Genomic DNA, 17,830 nt, shown 5'->3' with positions numbered 1-17,830 from the left:
ATCAGACGCCTTCGGTCAGGCTGGTCAGTCGCTGTGACAGACGCACGATACCCGGTTCCATCACAAACTCGGCGCGCAGGCGGGCGAGTGCGGTGTCGGCCATCTCGCGCGCCCCGGCAGGTTTAGAGGCAAGCCTAGTGATGGCGGCAGCGAGAGCGTCTGGTGTGTCTTTGGACAAGGTGCCGTGAACGCCGTCGTCTATGAATTCAGGGATCGCCGAAACGGCGGTGGTCAGAATTGGCAGGCGCTGGCTTGCAGCTTCCATCAGTACGTTCGGCAAACCATCGCGATCGCCGTCTTCGGCAATACGGCTGGGGAGCACGAACAGATCGGCGTTCCGCATATGGTCAATGACCTGCGGTTGATCACAGGGGCCGCACCAGGTGATCCGTGCGGCGATGCCTGCGGTTTCAGCCTGTTTCTCCAGCGGCTCTGACAACGGTCCGCCGCCGATATGGGTCCAGTGCCAATCCAGCGACGAAGGCAGCTGCGCTAGTGCGGCGATCAACCGGTCAAAGCCTTTTTTTTCCACAAGTCGGCCCACTGAAACGAGGCGCAGCGGATCATCGGCCCGGCGCGGCGCGTGATCGGGTGGGTCGGGAAAGCGGCTGAGATCGAGACCATGATAAACCAGATCAATCCGTGCCGGGTCGGCAGACAGGCGGCGCAATTGGGCGGCGCCGTAGGCCGTGCAGGTGGCCCCGAAGGTGGCACCGCTGGAGGCATCTGAGAGCTTCTCAGAGATCTCCCAATCGGGTGAGGTCCAGATATCTTTGGCGTGGGCGGAAAAGCTCCAAGGCAGGCCCCGCATGATCGCGGCATAGCGGGCAACAGAGGCCGGGGTATGAAGAAAATGTGCATAGAGACCGCGTGTTTCGGCGGGCAATTCGGCGGCCAGCACGCAGGCCTGTCCGAACCGGCGAATGCGGTTCTTGTCAAGATCGCGGGCCAGATCGCGTCGCCAGATGTCATAGGCGGCGGCGTATCCGGGCAGGGTTTTGGCAATGGCGCGGGCCTGCCAGACGCGAGCCGGGTCGTGGTGAAGGTATTCCGGAAGATAGCGCACCTTTGCCTTCAGCCGATCATGCAGCGGATGGGTCTTGGTGTCGGTCGGATGACGCAAGGACCAGATATCAAGGTCATGGCCCGCCTCTTCGAGAGCGACCAGTTCTTGCGCGATAAACGTTTCGGATAGACGCGGCCAACCCTTGACTACAACAGCGAGTTTTTGGGTCATTCTGCCGCCTTGTCTGCACTGCGGGCCAACAGCGCTGCAACGCGCTCAGTGACATAGCTGAGCCCGTCAAGCAGCCCGTCGGAATGCGCCTCGGAAGGTTTGGGTTGATTTGGTAGGGATCGGATCGCGTCGATCATGGACTGCGTGTCCATATCGTCGCCGGTGTCGCAAAGCATCTGCACCAGGCCCAATTCCTCGGCGCGGCTGGCACGAATGTATTGTTCAAGCCGGGGCACCGTACGCGGCACGATCACGGCGCGTTTGTCAAACGACAGAACCTCGCAAAACGTGTTGTATCCGCCCATGCTGACCACGCCGTCCGCTCCGGCAAACAGTGACTCGATTTGCGATTCGAACCCCACAGCGGTCACGCGCCCGTTCAGGTTGGCAACGCGGGTTTCAAAGTCGGCGCGCGTATCGCCTGACAGAAATGGCCCATAGACCAACACCGCACGGGGGCCGAGCGTCGGGTCCTGTTCATAGGAAGACAGGACCAGATTGACCATGGATTGCCCGTCGCCACCGCCACCCGGCGTCACAAGAATATAGGGATCGGTGACTTTGGGGCTTTTGGTGTTCAACCCGCGACGCAGATAACCGGTCCAGTGCATGCGTCGTTTGATGCTGTCACTCAACGCGAGGCCCTGGGTCGGGTCATAGATCGAGCGCAGCCCGTAAATCCAGAGTTCGTCATAATAACGTTCGGTGGCTTCAATCGCACCTTTGCGGTCCCATTCTACGGCGAGAACGGCGGGTTCGTCCAGCACATCGCGCAGACCAAGCACCATCCGCGCGCGCCCCTGTCCGGACAAAAGGTCCAGCGTCGGCAGCAGTTCTCCGCGAAAGCCGGTTGGCTCCTTGTCGACGATCAGGATGTCGGGATCGTACTGCTCTGCCGTCGCCCGGATCAGACCTGCGCGCAATTCGGTGGTTTGTTCGATATCCATGCCCAGTGTCTGGGATTCATAGCTGCCATCACGCAGCTTGGTCACGCCCGGCAGGCGGACGTGGTCGACACGGGTGGGAAATGTAAATCTCCCGGCCACGGGAGAGCCGGTGAGGATGAGCGCCGATGCCGTAGGATTTGCACGGGTAATGGCCTCGGCCAAGGCGCGAGAGCGGCGAAGATGCCCCAGCCCGAACGTGTCGTGGCTGTAGAGCATGATGCGAGGGGGGCGGTCTGCCTGCACGGCGCCGGTTCGGGTCATGACATCCCCCGATGCATTCGGACGAGTAGCCTCTGATATCTGGCGGGCACCGTGAGGCGCGCATGTCGAAAAAGTACCATGTCGTGTCTTGTGCCTGCCTTTGTGGCCGACCCGGGACGGCCACAACCTTGGTTTCGCATATCCGGGCCAAACGATGCCGTCCGGCAGGACTGGCAGTTCATCTCGGACCGCCCTTTCCCTACTAGTAGACCTGCCGTTGGTTGCAAACCACAAATTGTTCAAGAAATGCAGACTGTGACCAAAGCGGTTTGCACAGACATAGACGCTCCTATAGCGTTTGCAGGCAAAATGCCCTTGGGAAATTCAATGCGAACGAGCCGTGTACTGCTTCAACTGGCGATGGTCTTGTGCCTCGCCTTCGGTTTCGCGGCCTCCGGCAGTGCGCAAACGCTGCTCGGATTTGGCTCCAGCAGCAGTTCGCGCGAGGCCGATAGTGCGGACAGCGAACTGAGTGCCGCGATCAAGCAGGCCGCCGAAAGCGGTGTGAATGTCATCATCCTGGATGGAAACGGCAAGCTGGTTGCTGCGGCGGCACCAAAGGATCCAGCACCTACCACGCCAGATGCGACTGGCCAGCCAATGGATCGTGCATCGCCGCTGATGCAAACACAGGCCGAGGTGAACCAGTTCCGCGAAACGCTGGCCAACCGCCTCGCGGCATTGCCCAATTCGGTAAACGAGGTCGCGTTCATCCTGCGCGCCACCAGCCCGGACGGTCAGATTTCAACGTATCTCCGGGTGTTGGTGATAACCCTTGGACTGTTCGTTGTGGCCTGGTTCGCCATGCGCGAGATTTATGGAAAGCGGATCGTAAGAGATTTCGTGGTCTCGCGGGTTCTCGAGAATCCGCAGGGGTATCGCGAAAAGATGCCGTTTCTCGTCTTTCGCTTTTTCATGGGGATTGGTGGCACGCTGTTTGCTATGCTGGTGGCCTATCTGCTCGGGGCGCTGTTTTTCAGGGAAGAGCCGGACCAGTCGATCCAGCTTACGGTTGCTGCGATCTTTCTGACGTTTTTTCTGGCGCGAACACTGGCCGATCTCTGGCGGATGCTCTTGTCGCCTTTCCTGCCGCAATACCGCATTCCGGTTCTGTCGGACAAGGATGCGCTGCGCTTACATCGATGGGCGGTGATCCTGGGAAGTTATAGCATCGCAGCGATCATGTTCAGCACCTGGATCGCGGATTTCGGGCTGAACTATAACGTCTACGCGATTCTTTACGGCGCGCTCGAACTGGTGGCCGCATTGGGCAACATCGCGATGATCTTGTTCAATCGGCGGGCGATTTCAAACGCCATCCGGGGCGGACGTGAAATGTACGAACTGCCCTGGCTGATCCGCACTCTGTCCGTGGCCTGGGCGCCGGTGCTGATCGGATATGTGATTTTTGGCTGGTTTGAGCTGGCCTTTGATCTGGTGATGGAGCGGAACGAGTCGATCCCGTTGGTTGCTGGTGCCTATTTGGTGTTCCTGTCCATCGTCGTGGTCTACGGCGTCATCAACTATGTGATCGAACGTCTGTTCGAGCGTATCCGCCATGTCGAACAGATCAATACCGAACACGACGCCGCCGAGGCGGTAGAGCGGATCGAAGACCTGCCCGATGACGACGACGCGCCGCGCGAAGCGCCAGTAAAGCGGCATCTCATGACCTATGAAGCCTTGGCGCGTCGGGTCTCGGGAATTCTGGCTTTCGTGGCTGGTGCATACGCCTTGCTGCGGGTCTGGGACCCGGAGAACCTGTTGCTGCCGGATTCGGTGATTGGTCGGTTGCTGGATGTCGTGAGCATCCTCTTCATCGGCTATATCGTCTACAACTTCTTCCGCATCTGGATCGACAGCAAGATCGCAGAGGAATCGGTGGACGAAGCCGAGGCCGAACTGGGCGATGAAGGCGGAGCCGGAAGTGCCAGCAGACTGGCCACCCTTTTGCCGTTGTTCCGGGGGGCGATTTTGGCGATCGTGCTGGTGTCGATTGCGCTGATCGCCCTGCTGGAACTCGGTATCAACGTCAGTCCGCTTTTTGCCGGTGCCGGTGTTGTCGGACTTGCCGTCGGCTTTGGCGCGCAGACATTGGTGCGCGATATCTTTTCCGGGGCCTTCTTTCTGATCGACGACGCATTCCGCAAGGGCGAGTACATCGACATTGGGGATGTAAAGGGAACCGTGGAAAAAATCTCTGTCCGTTCATTCCAATTGCGCCATCACCTTGGCGCGCTGAACACCATTCCATTCGGCGAAATCAAGGTGCTGACCAACTATTCCCGCGACTGGGTGATCATGAAATTGCCGCTGCGTGTGACGTATGACACCGATGTTGAACGGGTGCGCAAGCTTATCAAGAAACTTGGGCAGGAATTGCTTGAGGACGCGGTGATTGGCGACAACTTCATTCAACCGCTCAAGAGTCAGGGTGTGATTGAAATGCAGGACAGCGCGATGATCATCAGGGTCAAATTCATGACCAAGCCTGGCGATCAATGGCTTGTGCGCAAGAAGGTTTACGAAGACATCCGTGCGCTGTTTGCGCGCGAGGGCATCCATTTTGCGCATCGTGAAGTGACGGTACGCTTGGCGGATGCAAAACAGGATGATCTGACGCTAGCCCAGAAAGAGGCCGTTGCAGGCGCTGTGCACGGTGCGATCGACGAAGATTATCTGGACGATATAGGACCCGGCGGAGACGACCGTTAATCAAAGAAGGAGAGATCTGTGCAAATGAGCATCGTACGCGGCGCCATAATCGCTTCCACCATTGGCATGGCATCTTCAGTATCGGCCCAAGAGGAAACAGGCGTTAGCTATCTCTTCGGGGTGGACATCGTTTCCAACTATGTTTCGAACGGCGTTACCCAATCCGACGGCAAGCCGGCGATTCAGCCCTATTTCGAGGTTGGGTTTAATGGGTTCTATGCAGGAACATGGATGTCCAATGTGGACTTTGGCGACAATGACGATTGGGAAATCGATCTCTACCTCGGCTACCGGAACCTGCTTGCGAACGATCTGTTCGTTGACGTCGGCTATGCGCGATACCTTTACGATCACAGTGGCGATTGCTGCGGAGAGGCAAAGCTGACGCTGGGCTACCCGCTTACGGATCAGTTCGGCGTGACGGGGTATGTTGCCTATAATCCAGAGTCCGAGAACTTTAACCGGAACATGACACTAGCTTACGAACCGACACCCGATTTTGGTCTTGCCGCCGTATACGGTTACAGTGACTCTTATGCGCACGAATACTGGAGCGTCGGCGCGTCCTATTCGTTTGACGAGATTTGGTCAGCCGGGCTCAAATACGAAGGGTCCGGATCGGGTGACGAGGGGCTCGTGTTCCGTATCTCGCTGGGCAACCTGCAAACGCCGCTGGTGCGTCTGTTGGCGGCGCCGTTCCAGCGGTAGGTTCTGCGTTCTACGCTATGCGTGGGGCCGTGGCATCAACCGGGCGGTTGTCGCTTCGACACAGGGCTTGCCAAGACGTTCGGTCAATGATGCAAAGCTGTGGCCAAGAAAGGCGCAGGTGCACAGATCGATACCGGTTTCTTCGTTTACGAGGATCAGGCGTTCGCCTTGAAAGACAAGGCCAAAGCCTTGATCCGCCAGTTCCCGAACAAGATTACTCCAGTCAGCGGCGTTCTTGAATGTCGGGCTGAGGTGGCAGGCCAGCGATACAGCTGTCTCGCAATCCAGCGCACTTTCGTCGCGACCGCGGCTGAATTCTGTCCAAAGGTTGGGGAGGGGCCTGTCGGGCCGGTTGAAACGCTCACTCATTACAATACTCATAATAATCACCAATCGTTACACTACAAACTGAACTAAAACATGTTCATGTTACTACATGGGTAAGAATCGGGCAAATTCAAGATGGCCCTGTGAAACATTGTTACGCGATTGTGATGTTTTGACGGGCTTTGTCCCTAGTCCGGGCATCCAAACGGGACAAACGTGCTGGCCATGCCTTCGTTCATCGACAGGACGGTGAGCAGGTTCGCAAGGTCAATATCCTCTGGCGAAATGGCGCAGATCCGCATGCCCTCGGGGCAGCCCAGTGCTATGAAATTGCGGTTCTTTTCCAGAAAGTCATCGCTGACGCCAGCCATATCCTGCGATGCCTCTACGTCCTGCCATGCTGCACTGTAGAGATCGCATTTCTGTCGAGTCCAGTCGTCGGTCTCTGCCGATTGAGAGACTGCTCCGCCAACCCAGAGGCAATACAGCATGGGCGCGAAAATCAGGTGGAACAGGTCAGTCCGCATAGGGATCGAGCGAATCCCGCAACCCGTCACCCAGGAAATTGAACGCCAGAACGATCACGATGATCGGCAACATGGGAATCGCTGTCCAGGGATAGATCTCGATGCTGGCTAGGTTCTGCGCATCATTCAGCATGACACCCCAACTCACCGCCGGCGCGCGCAGGCCGAGGCCGAGGAACGACAGCGCAGTCTCGCCAAGGATCATCGCGGGGATCGACAAGGTGGCCGAGGCGATCAGGTGCGATGTGAAATTCGGCAACAGATGTTTGCGGATCACCCGACCCGAGCTGGCCCCCATCATTTCGGCAGCCCGGACGTATTCCTCTTCACGCAGCGACAGGAACTTGGCCCGCACCGCACGGGCGAGGCCCGGCCAGTCGAGTATGCCCAGAATGATCGATATGATGAAGAATACCGAGACCGGCCCCCAGTTTGACGGCACAGCAGCGGACAGCGCCAGCCAGAGCGGCAGTTCTGGCAGGGAGCGCAGGATTTCAATGACCCGATTGATCACCCAGTCGATGCTGCCACCGAAATAGCCCGCGATGCTGCCAAAGCCGATGCCAAGGATGAAGGACACGGAAATCCCGATGAGACCCACGGTCAGCGACAATTGCGCTCCGTAAAGAATTCGCGAAAACACGTCTCGACCCAGTCGGTCCGAGCCCCAAAGAAACACGGTCGCACCATCCGGTGCACAGAACAGGTGGGTTTTTGAAGGGATCAATCCGGCGATCTTGTATTCGGACGCTTCGCAGAAAAACTCCAGCGGCATTGGCTGCGTTTCGTCGGTCACGAATTTCCATTGAAACGTCACGAGATCGGCTTCTGCCACAGTCGGGTAGACAAAGGGGCCAATGAATTCGCCCTCGTGGAACCAGTTGACCGATTGCGGTGGCGCATAGAGGAAATCGGAATTGCGCTCGTTCGGGGTGTAGGGTGCGATGAAACCGGCGACCGGCAGCATCAGATAGCAGATCAGCAGGAAGATCCCCGACACAAGACCCAGCTTGTGTTTGCGGAACTTGCGCCAGACCAGCAACCATGCCGGGGCGTCAAGATCCTTGCGCTCAAGCTCTTGTATGTTGGCGACCGGATCAAACGGTTCATCATCGACATATCGGCCATCGGGCAGTTGGGTCATGTTTCGCGCCCCTCGTACCGGATACGCGGATCAAGCAGCACCAGCAGCACATCCGAAACCATCGTGCCGATCAGTGTCAAAAGCGCCACGAACATCAGAACAAACCCCGCCAGGAACTGATCCTGCGTCTTGAGCGCAGTCAGCAATGTCGGGCCGATGGTCTGAAGCCCGAGCACCACCGACACCAGAACCGAACCGGACACCATCGACGGCAGCAGGTTACCGATATCAGCAACGAACGGGTTGAATGCCATGCGCAGCGGGTACTTGGTAAGCATGCGCGGCGGGCTCATCCCCTTGGCGATGGCGGTTTCCACATAGGGTTTGCCAAGCTCGTCCAGCAGGTTCGCACGCAGACGCTGCATCATCGCCGCCGCGCCGGATGTGCCGATCACAAAAGTAGGCACGATCAAGTGGATCAGGATCGATTTGACCTTGCCCCATGTCATCGGCTCGCCTTCGTAAATCGGGTCCATAAGGCCGCCGATGGGCAGGTCAAAATACTTGTGTCCATAATAAAACATGATCAGGGCGAGCAGAAAGTTCGGCGTAGCGAGGCCGAGATACCCCACAAAGGCAGACGTATAGTCGACCCATGTTTTGGATTTCGCCGCCGCCAGCACGCCGAGGGGAAGGGCGATCAGATAGACGAACAGGACGGCTGCAAGGTTGACCAGAACCGTCAGCCACAGGCTCTCGCCGACGATATCGGCAACCGGGCGGTCAAATTCAAAGGACCATCCGAAATCACCCTGGATCAGTCCGGAAAAGCCGTTTGGACCGGGAATGAAGCCGATCCAGATGAGGTACTGTTGATACAAAGGTCGATCCAGCGCGTATTCCTTGCGCAGGAATTCAGCCTTGTCGATGCCCGCAGATTGACCCGTCGCGCGTAGTTCGGCGATCTGGTTGGACAGGTAATCGCCGGGGGGGAGGTTGATGATCAGGAACACCAATGCTGACACCACCAGAAGGGTCAGCAGCATCGTCGCAAAGCGGTAGAGCGCGTAGCGCAGTATGCTCATCAATCGGTCCCGTCAGGGGCAAAATAGAACTCGTCGGGCCGATGAATACCGAAATGTGCGCCGGGATCCCACGCCCAAAGGGCCGTTTCCGGCACATTGCGCAGCCGCTTGTTGACCACGACAGGCTGTGGCGCCTCGGCGAGCGTGCCGATGGCAAACACGTTGTCGGCGTGGATTTTCAACATCTCGGTCCAGGCGGCACTGCGCTCATCATCGTTGGTGGCAAGCTCCCAGTCATGCAGCAATTCCATGAGGCGTATTGCAGGTTCCATGTCGGGCGCTTCGCCAGCTTCTTGATTGGTTTGATAGTACTGACCCCATTTTGGCCAGGCAAAGAACACCTGATCCGTCGGGGCAACATAGGCGGGCGAAGTGTAGGGGCGCGGAATGCCGTTGTCCCAGCCATACCAGACCGACGCCATGGTTTCTCCGGAATAGACCCGATTGCGCAGGATATCGCGATCCAGCGGACGCATGATCAGCTTGACGCCAATGCTGCGCCAGTCGTCGGTGATGATTTGCAGAGCATTTTCAACCTCTTGGCGTTCGCCTGCGGTTTCGATCACGACCTCCATCGGGCGGCCATCAGGCAATAGCCGAATGCCATCGGCGCCACGTTGATCCAGCCCTGCCTCATCCAGCATGGCGCTGGCGGTCTCGGGGTCATAGGCGGCCCAGGCATCGCGATTTTCCTGCGTAAAGAATGGGCTGGCAGGCAGAACAGCCATCGCGCCGGGTTTGGCCAGTTTGAAATACAGCGCTTTGTTTATGGTATCGCGATCAATTGCCAGCGACAGCGCCCGGCGCACATTCACGTTGCGCAGCACTTCGCGCCATGCGGGATCGTTGTAGTTCAGATCGGGATAGATCGCGATCTGCGACGCAACAGCATTGCCCCAGAGCAATGTCTTGTAGTTGCTGCCATCGGCCTCGCCCTTGCGGAGAATAGAGATGTCACGAAAGTCGAGCCCACGCGCCTGAAGATCGGTCTCGCCTGCATTGGCCTTGGCCGCGATCAGTCCGGGGCTGACGATCTCCATTTCGACCACGTCGATATAGGGGAGCTGTAGCCCGTTCGGGTCAATACGGTGGAAATAGGGATTGCGCACGAACAGGTGCCGGATCTTTTTGCCCGAACTCGAGTTGATCCAGGGTTGCAGAGTTGGCAATTCGTGATTGTCGAACTGGTACATGTTGTCCAGCTTGTTGTGCAGCGACGCCCAACTGCGGGCGCGAACGTCTTCGATCGCTTCGGCCAGCGCCTCGGGCTCTGCATAGTCGCCGTGAAACTGTTTCAGGAAATGCGCAGGGCGGAAGATGAAGGGCGGGCGGGCCTGTGCGAGGCTGGCAAGGAAATTGGGGTTCGGGCGGTCCCATTCAAAGACGATGGTTGTCTCGTCCGGGAACGTGACCGTGGGCAATTCACCTTCGACACGCAGAAAGTCTGGCGGGCCAGACGGGCTGAGCATTTCGTTGTTGGCAACATCGTTCCACCAGTATTCGAAATCTGCCGATGTGAATGGCGCGCCGTCCGACCATTTGTGACCCGGACGCAGCCGCAGGGTGAAAACCTTGTCATCTTCGTTGTCATAGGACAGCAGGATATCGGGCTGCAGGTTGTAATTCGCGTCATATCCAATCAGCCTTGAGTAGCCATAGACGACCATCTGGCGGATGTCCTTGCTGCGGCTGACAAGCGTCTTCAGCGTGCCGCCCTGAATGCCGGGCGTTCTTCCCCGGCTTTCCAGATCAACGATCAGCGGCGTTGAAGGCAGGCGCTCTGCCAGCGGTGGCAAGTCGCCGCGGTCGACCTCGGCGGACCAGAACGTGCTTTCGACCAGATCAGGCAGGGGTGACGCGGCCAGCACCGGCGCGGCCAGCAAGCATACTGCGGCCCCCAGCAATATGCGTCGGGTTGAATTAAACATGACAACGTACCTTGTGACCGGGTTCCATTTGCGTGAGCGAAGGTATCACGGTGTTTGAAAAACGAAAGGCCTCGGGCCACGAGTCCGGCGACCCCGCCCCCTGTGCAACCAGCTTGAGATTGATCGGCCTGTCGATGTCGGGCTCGGGCTGAGCCGCGATCAGCGCTTTGGTGTAAGGGTGCTGCGGATTGTAGAACAGCGTCTCTGGCGGAGCTTGCTCCACTACCAGCCCCTGGCGCATGACGGCGACCTCGTCGGCAATCCGGGCAACAACCGCGAGATCATGGCTGATGAAGAGGTAGGAGAGGTTCATTTTGTCCCGAATATCTTCGAGCAGGGTCAGGATCTGCTCCTGGACGCTGACATCAAGCGCGCTGGTCGGTTCGTCACAAACGATCAGCGCCGGGTCGAGCATCATCGCCCGCGCAATCGACAGTCTCTGACGCTGACCACCGGAAAACGCATGCGGATAACGTTGCAGCATGTCGGGGTTCATCCCGACCGCACGCAACCGTTCTGCCGCCATCTCGCGGCGTTCGGAATGGGTGCCGATCTTATGAATGTCCAATGGTTCGGTGAGGGCGTCGAGAATGCGCATCCGCGGGCTGAGCGAGGAATAGGGATCCTGAAACACCATCTGTGCCTGTTTCTGGAACGCGACCCGCTCAGCCCTGTCCATCTTGTGAACGGCAATTGGCTCGCTGTCGGGGGTGGCGCGAAACAGCACCTCGCCGCCCTTGTCAGGTGGTTCCGCCCCAAGCGCAATGCGCGCGGCAGTGGTCTTGCCCGAGCCGCTTTCGCCGACGATCGCCAGCGTCTTGCCGCGCGGCAGGTTCAGATCAACCCCCCGGCAGGCATGGATCAGCAAGTCGGATTTCCACATCGACTGACTGCGCATTGTGTAGGTTTTGGAAACAGAATTCAGTTGCAGGATCAGATCGTCCTGCTCCAATGGCGGTGCCAGCTTGGGTTCGGCCGGAATCGCCGGAGCCGCATCAAACAATTGTTGTGTATAGGGATGGGCAGGCGCGCCCAGCATGGCCTCGGCCGCGCCGGATTCCATCACGCGGCCTTTGTTCATCACCACAACCTGTTCGGCCATGTTGGCGACGACGCCCAGATCATGGGTCACGAGAATCATCGCCATGCCCATTTCGGCCTGAAGCTCTTTCATCAACCCCAGCACCTGCGCCTGAGTTGTCACATCCAGCGCAGTGGTCGGTTCATCCGCGATCAGCAGATCCGGCTGGCTGACCATTGCCATGGCGATCATCGCCCGCTGGCGCATCCCGCCGGACATCTCGAATGGATAGGAATCATACGCGCGTTCCGGATCAGGAAAGCCCACACGCTCGAATTTCTCGAGCACGATTCGCCGCGCCTCGCGTTCGCTGGTGTTCTTGTGCAGCCAGAGCACTTCGCTGACCTGATTGCCGATTTTATGCAACGGCGACAACGACCGCATAGGTTCCTGAAAGATCATCGACACCGCATCGCCGCGTATGTCCCGCATCCTGCGTTCTTTCAGGCTGGTCAACTCCAACCCGCCGCTTCGTCCGTTCAGAGTGATCTTGCCGCTGCGAATTTGGGCGATACGCGGCAGGATGCGTAATATGGCGCGGCAGGTCACGGTCTTGCCCGATCCCGATTCGCCGACCAATGCCAGCGTCTGGCCGGGCATCACGTCAAAACTGACATTCTTGACGACATCCGGCCCGTTGCCAAAACCGATGCTGAGATCCTTGACCGACAAGAGCGGGGTCATTCAGGCGTTTCCGTCTGGCTGTGTCTGAACCGCATGTTGTCCCTGCAAACCTCAATTGTGCTTTTGCGCTACCTTCGCTTGGCGATGTGTCGGTAGTCAAACATGAATTGTCATCAGAGCAGCCGAACGCGGGAAATCGCGAGCCGGGTCTACACATTGGCGCAGTTCTTTGTCATGAGGGCAACATCCCGGATCAAAGAAGGACGCGCCATGACCAGCCGCCTGGACCTTTTCATCGACCGTATGGTGTCGCAACGCGCTTGCCTTGACTTTGCGATCGCCCAAACCGCCATGATGCAGGGACCAGTGTTTGAACTGGGTCTTGGCAATGGCCGGACCTATCATCACATGCGCAACCGTATCCAATCGCGCGACATCTATGTCTTTGAACGCGCCGTTGCCTCGCATCCGGACAGCACGCCACCGGAAGAACTGACAATTCTCGGCGATGTGAACCAGACATTGCCTGAAACCCTGACCCGGATGGGCGCGGTCGCCAGCCTGATCCATGCCGATCTGGGCGGACATAACCGCGAAAAGAATGATATCTTTGCGCGCAAGGTTTCGCCATTGATCGAACCGCTTCTGGCACCGGGCGGCATGATGGTGTCCAGTGACAGAATGTATTTTGCGGATCTCTTCGAGGTTGCATTACCCGAAGGCGCCGTGCCGGAACGCTGCTTTATCTATCAAAAACCGCAAGACGAGGCCTGAACCGGCCAGAGGTCGTCGATAAGTTAAAGAATATGCATGTCTTTTCACGAATGACCGGCGATTGTCGTCTAAAGTGGCCTTGCGTGCGCAAACCCGTTAGGCGTTGGTAAACTCAGTTCTTGCGGGGGCTTATGCAGAATATTCCTTATGACGAGCTTGTCATCGGCATGGAGGCCGAAGTCTCGCGCCTGTGCCGGGCCGATGACCTTTATGTGTTTGCGAATGCGTCGGGCAATCTGAACCCGATGCACTTGCCCAAGGCGGATGGCGACGGGGACGGAGAGCCTGAATCCATCGCGCCGTCGATGTGGGTCGCATCCTTGATCTCGGGCGTTCTGGGCTGTCAGTTACCCGGACCCGGCACCCTGTATCATCAGCAATCCTTGCGTTTTATCGGACGCGCGCAGGCGGGCGATACGCTAACGGTCAAGGTGCGGCTGGTGGCCAAGGGCGACAACCGGAGGGTGCGGTTTGATACCTGGGTCGAGGCGGCAAATGGGACGCGAATTGTCGAGGGCGAGGCCGAGGTGATCGCACCCGAACGGTCCATCCGGTTTGATGCGTCAGATGTGCCGGGGCTGACGGTCCAAAGCCACCGGCATTTTGAACGGCTGCTGGAACTGGCCGAACCATTGCCTGCGATGCCCACCGCCGTGGTGGCGCCGGAAAAACCGGACGCATTGGGGGGCGCCATTCTGGCCGCCCAACATACGCTGATCGACCCGATCCTGATTGGACATCCCGACCGGATCGCCGAAGCGGCAGAGGCCGAGGGCATTGACCTCGCGCCCTATCGCATCGTTGAGGCTCGCGATCATCGACTCGCGGCCCAGGCGGCCGTTCGCATGGTGCTGGATCAACAAGTCTCCGCGATCATGAAGGGGCATTTACATACCGACATCCTGCTAGGTGAAATCGTCAAACGCGAAGGCGGGCTGCGCCGGGGTGGGCGGCGGATCAGCCATGTCTTTGTGATGGATGTACCCGGGCTGGATCATCTGCTGATGGTAACGGATGCTGCAATCAACATCGCACCCGATCTCAGAACCAAGGCGGACATCGTTCAGAATGCAATAGATCTTGCGCTGACGTTGGGCATCGAACAGCCCAAGGCGGGAATACTGTCGGCTGTTGAGACGGTGAACCCGGCGATTCCGTCGACGCTGGATGCGGCGATCCTGTCCAAGATGGCGGATCGTGGGCAGATCACCGGCGGTTTGGTCGATGGCCCGTTGGCGATGGATAACGCGGTTGATCTTGGCGCGGCGGCAACCAAGGGGATCACCTCGCTGGTGGCGGGGCGCGCCGATATCCTCGTCGCTCCAAACATGGAAGCGGGCAATATGTTGGCCAAGGAGTTGACCTTTCTCGCCCAGGCCCGCGCCGGGGGCGTGGTGATGGGGGCGAAATGCCCGATCATTCTGACGAGCAGGTCTGACGATGAACAATCGCGCCTGGCATCCTGTGCCATCGCGGCGCTGAACGCAGCGGGAGGTGCGGCATGAGCGCGATCCTGACGCTGAACGCGGGGAGTTCATCGCTAAAGTTTGGGCTGTATCGCGCGGCATCAGAACCCGAAATTCTGCAATCCGGACAGGTCGAAAATATTGGCCCGGTCGCGCGTCTGTCGCTGCATGACGGTACCAAGCGTGAAATCGGCCCGGCCGATCATGCGGTAGCGGTGCGTGCCATCCTGACCGCCTTGGAGGGTGATCTCAAAGGACATCAGGTCGAGGGCGTCGGTCACCGGATCGTGCATGGGGGCAAGGCCTTTGGCGCGCCTGTCGAATTGACCGAAGAGGCGCTCGAACAGCTTGAAACGCTTGTGCCCTTGGCTCCGCTGCACCAACCGCACAACCTTGCCGCCGTGCGTGCAGCGCAAGCCGCGTTTCCGGCAGCGCGTCAGATCGGGTGCTTTGATACGGCCTTTCACCGGGGGCACCCGTTCGTGAATGACGCGTTTGCGCTGCCCCGTCGGTTTTATGATCAAGGCGTCCGCCGCTATGGGTTTCACGGTCTGTCCTATGATTACATATCCAGTGTGCTGAAACGCGATTGGCCGGATCTGGCGCAGGGCAGGGTGGTTATCTGCCATCTTGGCAATGGGGCATCCATGTGTGCGGTGGCGCAGGGCCGCAGCCGGGGATCGACTATGGGCTTTTCCGCGCTGGATGGTTTGCCCATGGGCACGCGCTGTGGGCAACTCGACCCCGGCGTGTTGCTCTATCTGATGGCGCAGGGCATGACCCACGCCCAAATCGAACAGATGCTTTATTCCGAAAGTGGCCTATTGGGCCTGTCGCAGATCAGCCACGATATGCGCACGCTGCTGCAAAGCGATGATCCACACGCCGCAGAGGCAATTGACTACTACGTCTTTCGCATCCGCCGGGAATTGGGCGCGATGGCTGCCGTGCTGAACGGTTTGGACGGCGTTGTCTTTACCGGTGGCATCGGTGAGAACGCCGCCCCCATCCGTGCGCGCGTGATTGAGGGGCTGGACTTTCTGGGTCTGGAACTGGACGCTGACGCGAACGCCACGGGTGCGGTGTCTATCGGGGCAGGGGCCGCCAAGATCCTCACCATCAAGACCGACGAAGAGCGCGTGATCGCGCGCGCCGTCGCCAGCGCCCTTGCCGCCTGACCGAAAGGAAACACATGCTGTTCTACGACTGCTCTACTGCTCCCAGCCCGCGCCGCGCGCGCATGTTCATCGCAGAAAAAGGGCTGGCGATCGAGACTCATGATATCAGCATTGCCGAGGGGCAACAGCTCCAGCCGGAGTTTCTCGCGGTCAACCCGCGCGCGACACTGCCGGTTCTGGTAACCGATGAGGGGACAACGCTGACCGAGAACCTCGGGATTGCCGCCTATCTCGAAGCCCAGTACCCGGAACCGCCGCTGATGGGCCGCACACCCGACGAAAAGGGTCTTGTCCTGATGTGGAACGCGATTGCCGAACAGCAGGGCGGCCAGCCAATCGCCGAAGCATTGCGCAATTCAAATCCGCATATGAAAAGCCGGGCGATCCCGGGTCCGCAGAATTATGAACAAATCCCCGAACTGGCAGAACGCGGCAAGGCGCGGGTTGCCACGTTCTTTGATGTTCTCGAAGCGCGGCTGCAGGAGAGTCCGTTTCTTGCCGCCAATCATTTCACCCTAGCCGATATCACCGCATTTGTGTTTGTCGACTTTGCACGGGTCATCAAGATGCGCATTCCCGAAACCAATACGGCGAGCCGCACCTGGTTTGACAACATCGCCGCCCGGCCAAGTGCCGGGTAATAGGCCTATGGCGTGGCATTTCATCTGCCCACGCCACTTTCCGGAGGAGTAACACCCATGCCAGACGCCTATATCGTCAGTGCCACCCGCACCGCCGGGGGCAAACGTGATGGCCGAGTTTCGGGATGGCACCCGGTTGATCTTGCCGCCGCCGTATTGGACGAAACCGTTGCCCGTGCAGGTGTCGCGCCGGATGCCGTGGATGATGTGATCATGGGGTGCGTCAGCCAGGTTGGCGAACAGGGCCTGCATTTCGGGCGCAACGCTGTGCTCGCCTCAGGGCTTCCCGAAACTGTGCCTGCTGTGACCATTGACCGGCAATGCGGCTCGTCCCAGCAATCCATTCATTTCGCCGCGCAGGCGGTGATGTCGGGAACGCAAGATGTGGTGATCGCCGCCGGAGCCGAGAGTATGAGCCGTGTCGCCATGGGGTCGACCGGACGATGGGCGCGACGCGCTGCTCCGGGCAGCCCGACCAGTCCGAAACTCGCGCGCAATTACCCCGAGGTGATGTTCAGCCAATTCACCGGCGCCGAAGCCATTGCAAGCAAATGGAACCTGTCTCGTTCGGATCTGGACGCCTATGCCCTGCAAAGCCACCGGCGCGCGGCGCAGGCGACAGATGCCGGTGCCTTCAAGGCCGAGATCCTGCCGCTTCGGATCATGACCGACGGAGGTGCAGATGTGCACGAAATCGACGAGGGCATTCGCCGGGATGCGACGCTCGACAGTATCGGTGCGGTAAGAACGCTCAGCGAAGATGGTGTCATCACCGCCGCCAATGCCAGCCAGATTTGCGACGGTGCGGCGGCCGTGATGATTGTGTCTGAAGCCGCGTTGAAATCTCATAACCTGACGCCGCTGGCGCGCATTCATGCGCTGACAGTCACCGCTGGTGATCCTGTGATCATGCTCGAAGAACCGCTCTTTGCCACCGACCGCGCGTTGGCCCGTGCCGGGCTCAAAATCGATGACATTGATCTCTTTGAGGTCAACGAGGCCTTCGCACCTGTCCCTCTGGCCTGGCTCAAACAAACCGGCGCCGACCCAGATCGGTTGAACGTGAACGGCGGTGCCATCGCCCTCGGCCACCCGCTCGGTGGGTCCGGAGCGAAACTGATGACCACGCTCATCCATGCGCTGCGCGCTCGTGGCAAACGCTATGGGCTGCAAACCATGTGCGAAGGCGGCGGCATCGCGAATGTCACCATTGTCGAAGCGCTCTGACGTTCGTTTTTCTTGCGAGA

15 protein-coding genes are annotated in these 17,830 nt (G+C 58.9%); 7 read left to right on the top strand and 8 right to left on the bottom strand.

The window, feature by feature from the left end; genetic code table 11:
- Position 1: 1 nt before the first annotated feature.
- Together ABJO75_RS03355 and ABJO75_RS03350 are read right to left on the bottom strand one after the other, a co-directional pair.
- A complete protein-coding gene (locus tag ABJO75_RS03355; protein WP_348131057.1) occupies positions 2-1,237 on the bottom strand; it encodes a glycosyltransferase in 1,236 nt (411 codons plus the stop codon).
- On the bottom strand, positions 1,234-2,445 hold the full coding sequence (locus ABJO75_RS03350; RefSeq protein ID WP_348131054.1) for a glycosyltransferase: 1,212 nt from the start codon (positions 2,443-2,445) through the stop codon (positions 1,234-1,236). Before ABJO75_RS03350 ends, ABJO75_RS03355 begins: the two co-directional genes overlap by 4 nt.
- 327 nt (positions 2,446-2,772) lie before the next feature.
- Between ABJO75_RS03350 and ABJO75_RS03345 the strand changes: the two genes are divergently transcribed.
- Together ABJO75_RS03345 and ABJO75_RS03340 are read left to right on the top strand one after the other, a co-directional pair.
- Complete coding sequence (locus tag ABJO75_RS03345) at positions 2,773-5,160, top strand: mechanosensitive ion channel domain-containing protein (protein ID WP_348131051.1); 2,388 nt, start codon at positions 2,773-2,775, stop codon at positions 5,158-5,160.
- Between the two features lie 24 nt (positions 5,161-5,184).
- Positions 5,185-5,868: a TorF family putative porin gene (locus ABJO75_RS03340; protein WP_348131049.1), complete on the top strand. Its 684-nt coding sequence runs from the start codon at positions 5,185-5,187 to the stop codon at positions 5,866-5,868.
- 15 nt (positions 5,869-5,883) lie between these two features.
- On the opposite strand, the gene ABJO75_RS03335 is transcribed toward ABJO75_RS03340, so the two are convergent.
- From ABJO75_RS03335 to ABJO75_RS03310, 6 genes are all read right to left on the bottom strand, one after another.
- On the bottom strand, positions 5,884-6,237 hold the full coding sequence (locus ABJO75_RS03335) for a hypothetical protein (protein ID WP_348131047.1): 354 nt from the start codon (positions 6,235-6,237) through the stop codon (positions 5,884-5,886).
- Positions 6,238-6,383: 146 nt separating this feature from the next.
- Positions 6,384-6,722 carry a hypothetical protein gene (locus ABJO75_RS03330; RefSeq protein ID WP_348131045.1) on the bottom strand — a complete coding sequence of 113 codons (339 nt, stop codon included), beginning with the start codon at positions 6,720-6,722 and terminating at the stop codon, positions 6,384-6,386.
- A complete protein-coding gene (locus ABJO75_RS03325; RefSeq protein ID WP_348131042.1) occupies positions 6,712-7,866 on the bottom strand; it encodes an ABC transporter permease in 1,155 nt (384 codons plus the stop codon). Before ABJO75_RS03325 ends, ABJO75_RS03330 begins: the two co-directional genes overlap by 11 nt.
- Positions 7,863-8,891 (bottom strand): ABC transporter permease, encoded by a 1,029-nt coding sequence (locus ABJO75_RS03320; RefSeq protein WP_348131039.1) that lies wholly within the window; start codon positions 8,889-8,891, stop codon positions 7,863-7,865. The genes ABJO75_RS03325 and ABJO75_RS03320 overlap by 4 nt, the downstream gene beginning before the upstream one ends.
- Positions 8,891-10,819, bottom strand: coding sequence for an ABC transporter substrate-binding protein (locus ABJO75_RS03315; protein WP_348131036.1), 1,929 nt, complete (start codon positions 10,817-10,819; stop codon positions 8,891-8,893). Before ABJO75_RS03315 ends, ABJO75_RS03320 begins: the two co-directional genes overlap by 1 nt.
- Positions 10,812-12,584, bottom strand: a complete 1,773-nt coding sequence (locus ABJO75_RS03310) for an ABC transporter ATP-binding protein (protein ID WP_348131033.1) — start codon at positions 12,582-12,584, stop codon at positions 10,812-10,814. Before ABJO75_RS03310 ends, ABJO75_RS03315 begins: the two co-directional genes overlap by 8 nt.
- A 210-nt stretch (positions 12,585-12,794) precedes the next feature.
- On the opposite strand from ABJO75_RS03310, the gene ABJO75_RS03305 reads away from it, so the two are divergent.
- The 5 genes from ABJO75_RS03305 (at position 12,795) to ABJO75_RS03285 (ending at position 17,810) form a co-directional block, all read left to right on the top strand.
- The gene (locus ABJO75_RS03305; RefSeq protein WP_348131030.1) at positions 12,795-13,298 is read left to right on the top strand and encodes a class I SAM-dependent methyltransferase; all 504 of its coding nucleotides are present in this window, start codon (positions 12,795-12,797) and stop codon (positions 13,296-13,298) included.
- Positions 13,299-13,429: 131 nt separating this feature from the next.
- A complete protein-coding gene (locus ABJO75_RS03300) occupies positions 13,430-14,803 on the top strand; it encodes a bifunctional enoyl-CoA hydratase/phosphate acetyltransferase (protein WP_348131027.1) in 1,374 nt (457 codons plus the stop codon).
- The gene (locus tag ABJO75_RS03295; RefSeq protein ID WP_348131025.1) at positions 14,800-15,942 is read left to right on the top strand and encodes an acetate/propionate family kinase; all 1,143 of its coding nucleotides are present in this window, start codon (positions 14,800-14,802) and stop codon (positions 15,940-15,942) included. Before ABJO75_RS03300 ends, ABJO75_RS03295 begins: the two co-directional genes overlap by 4 nt.
- Before the next feature lie 14 nt (positions 15,943-15,956).
- Positions 15,957-16,583 carry a glutathione S-transferase gene (locus tag ABJO75_RS03290; protein ID WP_348131022.1) on the top strand — a complete coding sequence of 209 codons (627 nt, stop codon included), beginning with the start codon at positions 15,957-15,959 and terminating at the stop codon, positions 16,581-16,583.
- 57 nt (positions 16,584-16,640) lie between these two features.
- Positions 16,641-17,810, top strand: coding sequence for an acetyl-CoA C-acetyltransferase (locus ABJO75_RS03285; RefSeq protein ID WP_348131020.1), 1,170 nt, complete (start codon positions 16,641-16,643; stop codon positions 17,808-17,810).
- The last annotated feature ends 20 nt before the right edge of the window (positions 17,811-17,830 follow it).

It is taken from the genome of Sedimentitalea sp. (genome assembly GCF_039973035.1).
GTDB lineage: Bacteria > Pseudomonadota > Alphaproteobacteria > Rhodobacterales > Rhodobacteraceae > Sedimentitalea.
Note: the sequence above shows the minus strand (reverse complement) of the source record. Positions and strands in the feature narration are given on the sequence as shown.

What these genes read in the sequence shown, in the direction of transcription:
- ABJO75_RS03345 (WP_348131051.1), top strand. Translation starts at nt 2,773, where the DNA reads ATGCGAACGAGCCGTGTACTGCTTCAACTGGCGATGGTCTTGTGCCTC.
- ABJO75_RS03300 (WP_348131027.1), top strand. Translation starts at nt 13,430, where the DNA reads ATGCAGAATATTCCTTATGACGAGCTTGTCATCGGCATGGAGGCCGAA.
- ABJO75_RS03310 (WP_348131033.1), bottom strand. Translation starts at nt 12,584, where the DNA reads ATGACCCCGCTCTTGTCGGTCAAGGATCTCAGCATCGGTTTTGGCAAC.
- ABJO75_RS03340 (WP_348131049.1), top strand. Translation starts at nt 5,185, where the DNA reads ATGAGCATCGTACGCGGCGCCATAATCGCTTCCACCATTGGCATGGCA.
- ABJO75_RS03320 (WP_348131039.1), bottom strand. Translation starts at nt 8,891, where the DNA reads ATGAGCATACTGCGCTACGCGCTCTACCGCTTTGCGACGATGCTGCTG.
- ABJO75_RS03325 (WP_348131042.1), bottom strand. Translation starts at nt 7,866, where the DNA reads ATGACCCAACTGCCCGATGGCCGATATGTCGATGATGAACCGTTTGAT.
- ABJO75_RS03295 (WP_348131025.1), top strand. Translation starts at nt 14,800, where the DNA reads ATGAGCGCGATCCTGACGCTGAACGCGGGGAGTTCATCGCTAAAGTTT.
- ABJO75_RS03350 (WP_348131054.1), bottom strand. Translation starts at nt 2,445, where the DNA reads ATGACCCGAACCGGCGCCGTGCAGGCAGACCGCCCCCCTCGCATCATG.
- ABJO75_RS03315 (WP_348131036.1), bottom strand. Translation starts at nt 10,819, where the DNA reads ATGTTTAATTCAACCCGACGCATATTGCTGGGGGCCGCAGTATGCTTG.
- ABJO75_RS03335 (WP_348131047.1), bottom strand. Translation starts at nt 6,237, where the DNA reads ATGAGTGAGCGTTTCAACCGGCCCGACAGGCCCCTCCCCAACCTTTGG.
- ABJO75_RS03305 (WP_348131030.1), top strand. Translation starts at nt 12,795, where the DNA reads ATGACCAGCCGCCTGGACCTTTTCATCGACCGTATGGTGTCGCAACGC.
- ABJO75_RS03330 (WP_348131045.1), bottom strand. Translation starts at nt 6,722, where the DNA reads ATGCGGACTGACCTGTTCCACCTGATTTTCGCGCCCATGCTGTATTGC.
- ABJO75_RS03285 (WP_348131020.1), top strand. Translation starts at nt 16,641, where the DNA reads ATGCCAGACGCCTATATCGTCAGTGCCACCCGCACCGCCGGGGGCAAA.
- ABJO75_RS03290 (WP_348131022.1), top strand. Translation starts at nt 15,957, where the DNA reads ATGCTGTTCTACGACTGCTCTACTGCTCCCAGCCCGCGCCGCGCGCGC.
- ABJO75_RS03355 (WP_348131057.1), bottom strand. Translation starts at nt 1,237, where the DNA reads ATGACCCAAAAACTCGCTGTTGTAGTCAAGGGTTGGCCGCGTCTATCC.